The organism is Lacihabitans sp. LS3-19 (assembly GCF_024343575.1).
Taxonomy (GTDB): Bacteria; Bacteroidota; Bacteroidia; order Cytophagales; family Spirosomataceae; genus Leadbetterella.
Genome location: NZ_RJUA01000018.1, coordinates 33,117 through 47,538, shown reverse-complemented (window position 1 = coordinate 47,538; position 14,422 = coordinate 33,117). Strand labels below are relative to the sequence as shown.

Here is a 14,422-nt window from a genome sequence, read left to right as displayed (position 1 = left end):
TATATATGTTACAGAGAATTCAATCTATTTTATTGTTGGTTACTGCTTTAGCCATGGGTGTATTTTTAGCTACCAATTCTTATATCAAAACTATTACGTCAACAGAGCATATAGCTGTTAATCCTTACCATGTTTTTCATGTAAAAGATGGCTTGGCTTTGGTTGATAAGCCTATTTATTATGTGGCATTGATGGGTGTAATGGCCTTTGGGCTTTCTATTTTTACGATTTTTCAATATAAAAATAGAATCAGACAGATGCTTATGGTTGCTTTAAACTCGCTTTTGATTGGTGTAGCTTTGGCCCTAACGGTTTATCATATACAAACGGATGCTATCAAATTGGGCTCTGGAGAAGGTGGCTATGGTATAGGTATGTGGGCGGCATTTATTGGTTTAGCATCCAACTGGTTGGCGAATAGATTTATTAAAAAAGACGAGAAGTTGGTGAAAGATGCCGACAGAATGAGATAAAATATGCGGATAGTTTTTATGGGTACGCCCGACTTTGCCGTGGCAACTATGCAGCGGTTGGTTGAGAATGGTTTTGAGGTTGTGGCAGCTATAACTGCACCTGATAAACCTGTGGGTAGGGGATTGAAGATGAGTGAGTCGCCCGTGAAAAAATATGCACTTTCGCAAAATATTCCAGTACTGCAGCCTGAAAAGCTAAAGAATAAGGCGTTTTTAGAAGAGCTGGAAACTTATAAAGCTGACTTGCAAGTTGTGGTAGCTTTTAGGATGCTGCCTGAAGTGGTTTGGTCTATGCCAAAAATGGGAACTATAAATCTGCACGGTTCATTGTTGCCACAATATCGCGGAGCTGCACCTATCAATTGGGCTGTGATAAATGGCGAATCCATGACTGGTGTAACTACTTTTTTCATAGAAAAAGAAATAGATACTGGAAAAGTGATTTTTTCAGAAACTATTCCAATTGGTGAAAAAGATTCTGCTGGAGATTTACATGATAAAATGATGTGGATAGGGGGAGATTTGATGGTGAAAACCGTGAGAGCTATTGAAAAAGGAGAATACCCTAGTGTCCCGCAAGATTTTGATAAAGAATTAAAACCTGCCCCAAAAATATTTAAAGAGACTTGCAAAATTGACTGGAATCAAAGCTCAGAAAGGATATACAATTTTATTCGAGGCTTAAGTCCATATCCTGCTGCTTGGACTTTTTTGGATCAAAAAGTCCTTAAAATATTTGAAACAGAATTAGTTTTAGATACACTTCCAGACTTAGAGACATTTGTTTTTGAGAACATAGAATTTTTGACGGATCATAAAAAATATCTACTTATAAAATCCTCTGACGGTTATTTGGGCATAAAATCTCTACAACTTGAAGGTAAAAAAAGAATGACCACCGAGGAGTTTTTGAGAGGTTATAGATTTTAAGAAAATTTTTTAATTCTTAAAAGCAGTTTTCGAGTGCCTCAAAGAAAGTTTAGCTATAAACATAGGTACTACGGCTATTGCTATCAGAGTTATTCCCATATATAAAATATGTGAAGTATTGATAAAGAAACTACCAAACGAAAGTATCCCTAAAATCAATCCAGAAGAAAATGGAAGCGAGAAAGCCAATATTAGAATGGCAAATTCGAGATTGAAGGTGCGTTTTTCTGCAGGAACCGATAGTTGTTCTTCTTTGAGGTTAAACATTGAAATATGAGCAAATGGCCAAAAACTTACCGAACTTAAAGGTAAAACCAAAGCTAAAAGTAATAATGAAGAATCGTGAATGCCTAAAAGTAAAATTAATAAAGCACTAAATAATACACTGACACCAGCCCTAAAGAATAGAAGAGATACTATTAATCTTTTTTTCTTTTGTTTTAATTCTACTGCAAGACCTATGAAAATCAGGATGAGAGGTGTCATCATGGCACTGGTTTTGTCAAAGATATCTGTGACCAATGTTGGCAAAGTTTTATATCTAAAGCCTAGGGTTAAAAGTACTATAGCAACTATCATGATAGAATTTATGGGTTCTTTAACCATGCTAATCAGCAAACTTTTTATTTTGGAACCGATGTTAGAATTTTCATTTTTATTACTTGCCAAAAACATATTTAATGCAATAATATAGAGGAAGATTAAAACGAAGAATTTGTTGCCAACATCTGCCATTGCGGCCATGGCGAGGCTTTTTTCTCCTAAAAACTCAGCTACAAACGGAAAACAAGATAAACCAGGAGCCAAAGAGGCCAAAAGCATTTTTATGGTTCTACCAATACTGCTGTCTTTATCTATGGTGAAAAAACCTAGAATGGGAGGAATAATAAAATATAGAAAAAAGTTAAAAATTATGGTGATGAAAGGAACAAGAATCAGTGTTGAATCTAAGGGGATTTTTAATAAAGCAATAAAAATTGTGGAAGGAAGGGCAATGGTCAAGACCATTTCTTTGATACCACCAACCATTTCTTTGTTCTTAAATTTTGACTTTAAGAATATTCCTAAAACTATTAATAAAATTAAGGTTAGAGATTTTTGTAAGGCATCATTCATCACAATTCGGCTTTATTTTTAAGAAAAAAATCGAGATGAGTTCCCTCATCTCGACTAGATGGTTGGTTTTTAACTTAGTTCTGAAAAAGATTTTGTAAACATCTTCATTTCGTCCATAGTGCCCATACTTACTCTACAATAAGTCTGGTCAAAAATGTCAAAAGATCTCACTCCAACGCCTTTTTCGGACATTTTTTTGAGCATCTCTTTTCCATTCATTTTAATAGGGAACAAGATGAAGTTTGTATAAGAAGGTAAATAAGTATAGCCCATTTTGGTTAGTTCTGAATAGACATACTCCTTTGTTTCTTTGTTTAATCTAATTGTCATGTCTTGGAATTCCTTATCTTCTATGGCTGCTGTAGCACCTAGAATTGAAGGCAAAGAAATACCCATACCACCTCTGGTGATTTTATTTATTTGTTCTAGAAAAGATGGTAGAGCAGCAATGTATCCAACTCTAATACCAGCCATACCCATTACTTTTGAGAATGTACGGGCTATGATTACATTTTTCTTTTTACTTAATAAAGACACCATAGATTCAGTATCTCCACTTGCTAATTCTAAATAAGCCTCATCGATAAAAATCGGCACTTTTTCTGAAACTCTTGAGCAGAAATCTTCTAGCTCTTTGATTGGCGTAAGTGTACCAGTGGGGTTGTTTGGATTACAGATATAAACCAATTTTGTGTCCTTATCTATAGCCGCTTCCATTGCTTTTAGGTCATGAGACCAATCCTTTTTACAAGGCACAGCTTTCCATTCTGCTCCAACCGATTCTGCGACTTTGATAAGCGACATGTAAGTAGGATCTGCAGAAACGATATTTCCACCATTCATAAATAATACAATGGCTACTTTTTCTAGTAAATCAGATGAACCTGGTCCCATCATGATGTGGTCAGCTGGTACACCTTCTTTTTTTGAGATTTTGGAAATTAGATCACTCATTTCTTTCCAAGCGTATCTGTTGCCTCCCACTACAGCCTCCTTTATCGCATTTTGTGCACTTAAAGGGGGGCCGTAAGGGTTTTCGTTGGCATTTAATTTGGCTTTTAAGATAGGGGCGAGGTTAAATGATTCTTCAATAAAATGCTCGTGCATAAATGGGCTGTATATCAATCTATTTTTTGCATCTATTTTCATAGGTGTAGCTGCAAAAGCACCTTCCATTAGATGTGGAGCTAAGCCAATTCCACCTAGTGTAAGTAGGCCGTTTTTGATAAGATTTCGTCTGTTAAGTTTCATATTTATTAAATATTTAAAGGTTATTTTCCACTGATTATAAAATACTTTGAGAAAGATTGTTCTTTGTATACGCCCGAAGCTATTAGTTTTACTGATGTACCAGCTTTTGGTGTTTCAATACCTAGTGCTTTCCATGTGGCACTAAAAGTGGCCACACCTTTGCTATCGGTTTCTACTTCTGATACTATTGCACCTGACCTGAGTTTGTAAGATATTTTTAGTCCACTTACTGGTATTGAATCAATACCTATATTTTTGTCTAAAATACCAGATTTGTCTAATTCGTATACTTTTAGTTTCGCACCAGCGTCAGTTGAGATCAATGAAGGGATTGTGGGCTCGGTAGTCAATCCACTTGTAGGAATTCCATCGCTTCCCTCTAGCAATAACAATACTGGAGAAGCTACTCTGTCAACAAACGGATCAGCGACTTCGCATGATGTAAATCCAATGCTAATAGATACAATCGCAATTAATAATATTATTTTTTTCATAGTAATTTTTATTTTTAAAGTTCTGACCACCAAAGTTTTGCTTGCATATTATCTTGACCTATTAGGGCTATTCCTGCGTCAAGTTTTGATTTGTTCAACGAGTATTCGGTTGTTGGGAATGGTAACCTGGTAGGTATAACTCCGCCGTTTTCGAAAACTGCCCTTGGGTCTTTAGCTGGCATAACAGGATACCCAGTTCTTCTATATTCTGTCCAAGCTTCTACGCCTTGTCCAAACAATGCAATCCATTTTTGGTCTAAAATTTTCTCTTTGCTAATAGTTCCAACGGTAGTATAATAGTCAGCTGGCATGCTAGCACCAAACTGATCAAATGATGCTGCTATTCCTTTTTGAAAATAATCGTTGGCATCGCCGGAAATATCGCCGTCAATGGCTGCTTCTGCCAAATCAAGTAAGAGTTCGCTATATGTCATCAAAACACTTGGTGAACTTGCTTTTGTAAAATAAGAACCTAAAGTGGCTGCTGAACTTAAATACGTGGTTGCAATTGCATCAGGTAAACCGTTTGGAATTCCTTCATACGCTCCATTTATTGGTGTAGCAAATACCGAAATTCTTGTATCCTTTAGTCCATTTAATTTGTCAACCAAAGTCTTGCTCATGCTCCAGTCTGTTCTTCCTCCAATTACCATTACTTCGTGCCACTCATTGTTTGATGGTCTCGAATCTGTATTCTTCAAAACAGCGTTGTCTGAGTTTGAACTAAAAATTGGGTATTTTGAAGGATTTCCTAGGATTTCAGCCAAAACTGCTTTTGATTCCGCTGGTTTTTTCGCAGCTTGTCTATTGGCTAATCTTACCATCAAAGAGTTAGCGAATTTTTTCCATTTCAGAATATCTCCATTATATAATATATCACCAGAAACCGCTGGCCCACCAACTTTTAGTTTTTCGTTGGCATCCTTTAAATCTGCTAATAAACCTTTGTAAACAGTCTCCATACTATCAAAAGACGGATTATAAACTGGTTCATCTGCAGAACCTTTTATTGCCTCCGTATATGGAATTGGTCCATAAAGGTCAGTTAATAATGAAAAAGTCCAAGAACGCATAACAAGAGCGATACCTTCATAATTGGTATTTGGTAGTTTCCCATCAGCTTTTGACTGGCTTATGATTCTTTGATAATTTACCAATCCATCGGTGTAAAAAGACTTCCAAGTATTGTTATAGAAAGTGGGGGTAATACCGTAATTGTCACCTTCGTTTGAATAAATGTTTCTTGATAAATATTGCACCCATAGCATGGCTCCATCAATATTTAATCTTTCAAATCTGGTATTTCCTCCCCAATATCTGTCCACGCTTTTTTCTATAGCAAATGGTAAAAGATATTGTGGGCTGATATTGGTCGGGTTGTTAGGGTCTGTGTTCATTTCGTCGAATCCATCTGTGCATGAAAACATACTCAGACAAAAAATCCCTAAGAAAATCAAACTTTTATTTTTCATAATTCTTTAATTTAAATTGATTAAAAACCTAGGTTAAGATTGAATCCTAAACTTCTTGAATTTGGTAATTCTCCATAAGAAAATCCTTGGGAGTTACCTCCAAATCTATCAACCTCAGGGTCAATATGCGGCGTGTTTTTGAATAGTATGGCAAGGTTTCTACCTACTATTGAAAACTTAGCACTTTGAATTTTGAGTTTTTGTGTTAGTCTTTCAGGAATTTTATATCCGAACGACATCTCACGAAGTTTTACAAAGCTTCCATCAAATATTGCAGCCTCGTGGTATCTTCTTGGATTGTTATAACCAATCAATTGATTTGTTGCCACGATTACATCGTTTGCTACATAATTAGGGCTTTCATCAGTTCCAATGTTTATAACTCCTTTACCGATGATACCTTCTTCTCTACCAACGGCTGTTTCAGCATATTGGCCTGTCCATCTCGCAGTTCCTGTGCCTTCGTCAAATAAATCTCCACCTATTTTGGCATCAATAAGTGCACTCAATACAAATCTTTTGTAAGTGAATGAGTTGCTGAAGCCTCCAGTCCATTTAGGTTGTACATTACCCAATATCTGAGGAGTATTGTCTACAACAGGTAATCCATTGTTGTAGATTATTTGGCCATCAGGGGCATGTTTGAAACCAATTCCAAATAATGTTCCGTAAGGTTGACCAACTTTTGCCATTGATATTAAGCCTCTTCTTTCTTGTAAAGTATAGGTATCCAAGCCTTCTGCCAGTTCTTCAACAAGGTTTCTGTTACGTGCATAGTTTACGCCAACTTCCCATTTAAGCTTACTGCTTGGGCTTAGTGGACTACCAGATATTGATATTTCTACACCTTTATTTGATATTTTTCCAGCATTCAAAATACGTTTATCGTATCCACTTGCTTTCGAAATCTCAACGCCCAAAATTTGGTTTTTGGTGGTTTGGTTATAATATGTCGCATCTACTGAAATTCTGTTTTTTAGAAATTTTAAATCCAAACCAAATTCAATTCCAGTAGTAATTTCCGGCTTAAGTGTTGAATTTGAAATAGTTAGATTTTCATAATATTCTGGTATACTTCCGTTCCAAGATCCAGCTGCTCTGAATGTTTGAGCCAATTGGTAAGGGTCGGCGTCGTTGCCTACTTGTGCCCACGACGCTCTAACCTTGCCGTATGAAAGTATAGGGTTGGAGATGCTCAATAAATCTGTTAATACAGCACTGCTTGAAACAGATGGATAAAAATATGATCTGTCGATTGAAGGAAGCGTGCTTGACCAGTCGTTTCTAGCCGTTACATCTAAAAACAAAGCATTTTTATATCCAAATTGAGTTGACATATATAAACTTTGTACTTCAGATTTGGTAATGTTACTTGCAACAGTATTTTGACTAGGATTTGAATTTCCCAGATTATATACACCATCAACAACTAATTCACCAACGTACACATAGTTTCTTTTCGAGAAATTTGATCTGATAGCTCCACCAGCAGAAGCAACAATTGAAAAGTCTTTTCCAATCATTCTATCATAAGTTAAAAGGAAGTCATGGTTAGTTTCTTGGCTTCTTAGTACTTCCTCAGAGTATCTACCTGGCGTTTTGTTTCCATTTCTTACTCTTTCAAAATTCACAATGGCAGTTCTTGTGTCAGTCCACATGTCAGTACCACTTCTTAGCATCGCTTTCAAATGGTCGTGCAATTGGATATTGACAGAAATGTTACCTAAAAGTCTATCTTTATCATTTGTATTTGGCAAAAATTCATTTAAGTAAAATGGATTTGTAAAATAGGTATGTTGCCAGTTAGGTGGATCTGTATCTGGAAGTTTTCCTGCTACTGCTCTTTGAACATGAACGTCTGCATAGTCTGCATAGTTGGCTAGTTGATCCCACGAAACATGTCTGTGAGACCAAATAAAGTTATCCCCACCTTGGTAAGTACGATTTCCGCCAGATCTAATATATTCTCCAGAACTACTAACAGATAAGAATTTAGTTAACTTATAAGAAGAATTCAGTTTGAAATTATTTCTATTAAATCCGTTAAACGCCGCTATTCCTTTTTGTGTTAAATTTGAGTACCCTAGTCTAAAATTTCCTTTTTCGTTTCCTCCAGAAAGTGCTACTGAATGCGTAGCTGAGGTACCAGTATCCCAGAATTCGTCCCAATTATTTGGTTGAGGTGTAAGCGGGGCTACATCTGTTCCTGTCCACCATTGTCTAACCAATCTTCCGTCTAGAGGTGCTCCCCAGCTTTCGTCTGTACCAGCAGTACCTGTTGTTCTGCCTGGCGAAACCGTGCCGTAAGCGGCTGCATATTGGTCATAAGCATCTGGCTGGATGACACCGCTCCAACCATCTGCATACCAAGTGCGGTATCCATTTCCGCCACCATAGGTATTTTGGAAATTTGGTTTTACCAGTGGACGCTCAACTGTGTAGTTTGTATTGTATTCTATACCTATTCCTTTTGTACCTGCTCCATTTTTAGTAGTTATAAGGATTACACCGTTGGCGGCTCTAGAGCCATATAATGCGGCGGCATTTGGTCCTTTCAATACAGATATTTCTTTAATATTATCTGGGTTAACTTCCGATATGCCACCCCCAAACTGTTTGTCAAACTGTTGCTGCATCGGTACGCCATCAATTACTATTAGCGGCTGATTGTTTCCCGAAACTGAAGAAGAACCTCGAATTTGTATTGTAGAACCACTTCCAGGGCCTCCGTTTGCACTGATTCGTACACCAGCAACTTTGCCAGTTAATGCATTTGCAACGTTAGTTGACCTAGATTCTGTTAAGCTTTCACCTTTAACTTCTTGTTGAGAAAAACCAAGTGATTTTTTTTCTCTTGATATACCAAGAGCAGTTACAACAACTTCATTTAAAAGCTTAGAGTCAGCTTCTAGCAGTACATCAAAAGTAGTTTTGGCTCCAACAGGAACCTCCATAGTAGTAAATCCAATAGCACTAAATACTAAAGTGGAGCTTGAATTACTGAGAGCCAAAGAAAATTTTCCTTGAGCATCAGTAACTGTACCTTGACTAGTTCCTTTTACAAGAACCGAAACGCCGGGTAGAACTCCTTCAGAAACCGAACTTACGATTCCTGAAATGTTTTTTGTTTGTGCCCAAAGCAGTAGAGGGGCAAACAGCAACAATAAACTTAATTGTAAAATTTTCTTCATAGTTTCTTTGGTTAATGGTAAAAAAATAAAATGCCACCTTCGCTTTTGCAAATTCTTAACTCCGACCGCTCAGTGTTTAAATTGGGCTAGGCTCGGTGGCAAAATCTTGAAATAGCTACGCTAATTCAGGTTTATGAAAATGTTAAAAATTTAAAGTTAAATTCTGCTGTACAAAGGTTTACACCTAGAGAAAACCGCGTTTATCGTTGTTGTGTAGTAACCTTTCGGTTGATATTCAAATTCTGCGGTCGGAAATGAATATTTGAAGTAAATTATTGCTTTTGCTCAATAATTATGATTCAATATTAAAGTACTGGAAACTTTAAAAAAAATATTTTTAATTATAATGAACTAAATATTAATAAAATATTAAAAAAATAAAATTCAATAAAGAATTAGTCCTAATTTATTTTTTATTTTGAGACAAAACTAAGAATTTTGATTAAATGAAGTAAAGCCTATTTGTTGTGTTTTTCTAAAATTTAAACTAAGTTTTGTCATTTTGGTTATTTTTGTTTCAAATATTCAATAATATGAAACTTGTTTTTTGGTATTTTAACAAAAATTATTATTTTTTTTGAAAAAATTAAACATATCAAGTTTATAATATAAATTGTATTATTTTTAGATTTTTTTTTGAAGGGTAATCTGAGAATTGTTATATAAAGATTCGTAAGACGATAATTTAGGAAGAATAAAGCAAAATTATATTCTAAGACTGTGCGAGTTTTATTTGCACTTTAAGGTTAAAATCCTTCTTTTTCTTCTTCCTTCTTAGTAGGGCTTTTTGATTTGGGCTGTCCAGGTAGAGTTGTTTTGTTTGCTGGTTTTTTAGCAAAGTCAGATTCTTTAAGGCCTAAATATACCTGTAGGAATTTCTTGCGGAATCGCATAGCTTCTGCTGCATCAATAAACTCTGTGTCTGATTTTTTCTCTTTACCACTTGCAGTCGGAGAGCTAACTAATTTATTAATTTCTTCATCTGATGAAGTAATACCAAAAGAACCACCTTTGTAAACAAAATAATACCAACTACTAGGTGAAATTTCGAAAAACAAATGTACTTCGTCTCCTGTTTGAGGGCTTTTTATTATTTCTAAATATCCATTGGTTTGGGCATTAATATCCACATCTCCAATGTTAGAAATACCTATAGTTCCAGTACTATAATATGCATTTGAAACGGCGTTCCATTTCAGGTTTAAGTCTGATAAGACTATCGACTTTAGGAATTTGTTGGAATATTTGAACAATGGAATATGTTCTTTCTGGCTTTTAGTTTTATATTCGGCTGCTTCTTTAAAACCTACATATTGACCAAGTTTCGAGAGAAAATAAGGTGATTCAGGTTCGATAGCTGGGTCGCTATTGCCGGCATCAAGATTAGCTTTGACGATGTTTTGTCCTAGCTTTTGTGTTGTAGGGATTGACATTGGGAAATCAAAACTCATTAAAGTTGAGAATTGGTACTTCATAGAGTCCATTAAGATATTTGCAATTCCGACAGTTTCAAATATTTTGCTTGGAGCCCCCAAAAGATTAAATTTCCCCTCTAAAGCCATTATACCTTTTTCATCATAAAACTCATATCTATTTCCCACAACGATTTCGTCTTCTGGCCCTACCACAAACTTTTTGTTAGGTTCGTCTCTTTTAAAAACACCATTTGCTAAGAAAATATCTAAATCATCTCCCGATTTTTTAAATGATAAAAATGATGGATACATGGCATCCATTGGGGCTAAAGATTTGAAATGAAGACCAACAAACAATGGTTTTCCACCATCTTTAAGTGTTTCGTCTACATTTATACTAATAGCCTCTGACTTATTTCCTTTATAGTTTATCCAAGAACCACCAATCATAGGATATTTCTTGATCTCTGGTAATACTTGACCATTTAAGGATAAATTTTTAAAAGGAGCCAGCATTGTAATATCTCCTTTATATAACATTTTTGGAGATAGGTAAACACTATCTTTTTCCGTTACTTTAGCTTTGGCTATCGTAGAAAGTTTATTTGAAGACTTCGAGTTTAAAATTGTACCGTCTGCAGATAGTTCTGCAAATTCGAAAGTCCCTAATTTTATGTTAAATGTATCGGAGCTAACATTTACAAATTGATAATCTGCGTTTCCTGCAAATGATATTTTAGAGTTTATTTTTACTGTGGCATTCGTAAGTGTATGATATCTGTTTAAGGTATCCGCTACGATTTTAGCGTTTTCGAAGTCCTCAAGCATTCCATCTTTTTTAACTGCTACAAGGCCTTTGTTAGGTATAATTGCCGCATCGGCTGAATGAATTTCATTTACTCCCGATATTCTCAAATTTAGATTTGCAATATCATAGACAGCATCTGTTCCATTAAATTTCAAACCGTATTGGGTTGAAAGAGTGGAAGTGAATAATGAGCTTTCTAGTGCTCCTTGCATTGTTATTTTTTTACCTTTTATATTCCATATAGCTTTATCAATTGTTGTACTATAGTTTGAGTAAGGAAACTCAAGCAATGAGCTTTGAAGCTGATTGAAATCCCCAGTTTGTGAAGCAATATTGACAATGGAGTTAATTACGTTGAAATCTACACCAACTTTTTTACCCGAAAAAATCGGTTTGCCACCTTCTTCTCCGGATTTGATGTTAAATGTAGAGTTTTCCGCTAAAAAACCTGTTTTATTAAATTTGAAATTTTCTGAATTTGCATCCGAATCTTTTCTGTCCAAAACACCTGTGCCGAAAAGTCCAGCTTTCTTTAAAACTATTCCCCCTTTTAATATTGTTGAGCCAGAATAAAAATTAAATCCTTTGTCAGAATTTACAATCATGCTGTCTTGTGATGGATTCCATAGCATTTCGTATTCTGAAATCGCAACCTCGGGGAAATATGCAGAAGCAGAGGTATTAGTTTCAACAATTCGTCCAGTCTCGCCTTTTGCAGTTAAATAGTCACTATAAAATTTCACCTCACTTGTCTTCAGTTTTCCTGCCAAATGTGTGATTTCACCACTAGTTTTTAAGCCTCTTTTATCAAGCACTATGTTGGTTTCTGCTTTTATTGTACTTTCTGTTTGGTATAGCTTGTAAGGTGTTTTTGCCTTGTGCACAATGCCCATAGAAGAGTCTGGCATCACTACAAGGTTTTCGTTTATGGTTTTGAAAATTTCACCCGGTGTAAATATTCCAGCAAATACTGGATTTACAGCATTTAGACTATCAATATTTAGACTATTTGCTTTAAAGAAAACGCCTTGGTCGTATTTTTGAATTCTGCCTTTTTCTGTGAAATGTACCAATACACCTCCAGGAATATTGAGCTTCGGATATTCTAAGAGTTTTTTTCTGCCAGATTTGTTTTCGGGGCTATTTAAATATAATGTGCCAGTAGTGCCAAATTGGAAGTTGGCCCCAATTTCAGTTTTGCCTCCTTTATTGTAGATTTCGAGTGGAATGAAAGTTATAGAATCTATTCTTTTAAGTTTCACCAAGAAATTTTCATATTCAACCTCAAAATCTCCGTAGAATTTAAAGTTTTTAACAACAATTTTGCCATTAAAACTAAAGACTTTATTTCCTACTATTTTCATGCTTTCATCAGCAGGTACAAAACTTATTCCTAAGGAATCACTCAATTTGAAGTCTTGGGCACCTTGAATATCCAATGCTTTTGAGTCTAAATTTATAGAAGCATTCCCAACTCCTCCTTTTCCCGATGCTAGTGAAGATAAAACCAAATCATCAAAGTCAGTTTTTCCATTAAACGATAAAAAATAATGAATGCCTTTTCTACTTAATGAATAAATGTTTTTATAAGGATCATAATCAAAAAAGCCCATTTGGTTGCCAAGGAGCATACCGTTGCTTACTTGAAATCTTTCTTTTCTGGTAATTGCCATCATTTCATCAACTGTGAAAGCATTTATTTTTTTTCGAGCATATAGATTGCCGGCGGCTATTAATGGGCTGAAGCCAGCTGCTGTGCTCAAAGCTCTTACTCTCTCTGGATTGTAGTAGTTAAAAGACTCAAAAAGTGCCGGCACTTCTGATTTTCCAGCAACAATATAAAAGTCCATTTTTCCTCCGCTCAAATCCCAGGACATAGCATCGCAACGAATATCTACCTGATGGAAGGTATCAGAATACATACTTGTTCTGAAACCGCTTTTTTGTAGTTTATTGAGTTGTAAATGGTTTCTTTTTAGGTCATACTCCATTCTTACGGCTGGATGAGAAACAGAGTCTTTGTCGAATCGAGTTACAAAGCTTACTTTTTCAGAGGTTATTAAAGAGTCTGTGATAACAAGATTTCTGCCAATAACCACAAATCTATTTCTAGAATCTTTATTGGCTATCAACTTAGTATATGGATCAGAAACGGACATTGATGAAATCCTTGAACCCACTAAAGTATATCCACCTAGATATTCGTAAGATGGTATTTGTAAAATGAGATCTGCATTGCTGTGGTAAGATTTGAATCTAGGATAAGAAGAGACTTCGTTGTTTGGTCTTTTCTCTAATTTTATTTCTAATACCCCTTCAACTGGGGTTTTAAGGACATTTTCATGTTCAACTAATACTTTTTCTGCCTTTAGTTTACCATTCTGAGATTTGAAATAATATTTTTCTAAACTAGCTTTTGCATTTTCGTCAGCAGCCAACCATTCGATTATACCATTCTGACCAACAAAAACACCATTCGAAAAGTCATAAGCACCTGAGGTTTCGTGTATAACTATGGAGTCAGATGGACTTAAGAGCACTAAGTCGGCTTTATCAAACACTATATGAATCCCCTGAATTTTTGGAATATTTACTATAACTTCCTCGAGGTTGGTATTGGCGGAAACGTTCAAATTAGGGTCATTCCATGGGTCATATTCTTCTTCTTTCAAATTTTCTCCCCAGCCTATGTCTTCGTCTTCTTTCTCTTTGAGTGGTTCTATGTTTTTTTCAATACTTGGATTGAAAAAGTCTTGTTTTTTGTCAAAAAAAGCAAAAGTATAATTCCCGTTTACAATTTTTACTCTATTAAATGCGGAGGTATATAATTGATTGGTTTCGAAAAAACTGTTTAACTGATAAAGCACTTCAAGGATATTTTTGGTGCTTTGTGGTTCGAAAGTTTTTCTTAAATATTTTGCTAATAATCCTATGGATTCATTTTCTGAATTTCCTGATTTTTGATAGGCAATTAAAATATTGTTGGCTTTTAAAAGCTCAATTGGTTTTACGCCTTTTTTAGTAAGAAACTGAATTAGACTTATTACTTCAGTTTTTGAATTTTCCTGAATAGTATTTTTATAAAATTCAGAAAAGGATTCCATTGGTGCTTTGGCATAGCTTCCCAATTGCTTCTGCATTTGTTTAGAATAATCCTCAATAAATTGCTCTGGTTGGTTACCTAAAACCAATACTTGAGCACTTACTTTATTAAAAAGTAAAAACACAAATGTGATGAAAAAGAAGAATTGTTTTTTAAACGCCATAAATTA

The 14,422-nt window shown here is 35.3% G+C and carries 8 protein-coding genes; 2 read left to right on the top strand and 6 right to left on the bottom strand.

Translation table 11 applies throughout. The features are described 5' to 3' along the window. Positions 1–5 precede the first annotated feature (5 nt). On the top strand, positions 6–473 hold the full coding sequence (locus EGI22_RS13040) for a DUF4293 domain-containing protein (protein WP_255068904.1): 468 nt from the start codon (positions 6–8) through the stop codon (positions 471–473). A gap of 3 nt (positions 474–476) precedes the next feature. Further along, positions 477–1,403, top strand: coding sequence for a methionyl-tRNA formyltransferase (gene fmt, locus EGI22_RS13035; RefSeq protein WP_255068903.1), 927 nt, complete (start codon positions 477–479; stop codon positions 1,401–1,403). Positions 1,404–1,412: 9 nt separating this feature from the next. Here the strand turns inward: fmt and EGI22_RS13030 are convergent, their stop codons facing one another. From EGI22_RS13030 to EGI22_RS13005, 6 genes are all read right to left on the bottom strand, one after another. Then, positions 1,413–2,519, bottom strand: coding sequence for a hypothetical protein (locus EGI22_RS13030; protein WP_255068902.1), 1,107 nt, complete (start codon positions 2,517–2,519; stop codon positions 1,413–1,415). Positions 2,520–2,588: 69 nt separating this feature from the next. Continuing rightward, entirely contained in the window at positions 2,589–3,770 is a 1,182-nt protein-coding gene (locus tag EGI22_RS13025; RefSeq protein WP_262925437.1) for a histidinol-phosphate transaminase, read from the bottom strand. A 20-nt stretch (positions 3,771–3,790) separates the two neighbouring features. Continuing rightward, positions 3,791–4,264 carry a hypothetical protein gene (locus EGI22_RS13020; protein ID WP_255068901.1) on the bottom strand — a complete coding sequence of 158 codons (474 nt, stop codon included), beginning with the start codon at positions 4,262–4,264 and terminating at the stop codon, positions 3,791–3,793. A gap of 14 nt (positions 4,265–4,278) precedes the next feature. Continuing rightward, entirely contained in the window at positions 4,279–5,736 is a 1,458-nt protein-coding gene (locus EGI22_RS13015; RefSeq protein WP_255068900.1) for a SusD/RagB family nutrient-binding outer membrane lipoprotein, read from the bottom strand. Between the two features lie 20 nt (positions 5,737–5,756). After that, positions 5,757–8,927 carry a SusC/RagA family TonB-linked outer membrane protein gene (locus tag EGI22_RS13010; protein WP_255068899.1) on the bottom strand — a complete coding sequence of 1,057 codons (3,171 nt, stop codon included), beginning with the start codon at positions 8,925–8,927 and terminating at the stop codon, positions 5,757–5,759. A 746-nt stretch (positions 8,928–9,673) separates the two neighbouring features. Next, on the bottom strand, positions 9,674–14,416 hold the full coding sequence (locus EGI22_RS13005) for a hypothetical protein (protein WP_255068898.1): 4,743 nt from the start codon (positions 14,414–14,416) through the stop codon (positions 9,674–9,676). Positions 14,417–14,422 lie beyond the last annotated feature (6 nt).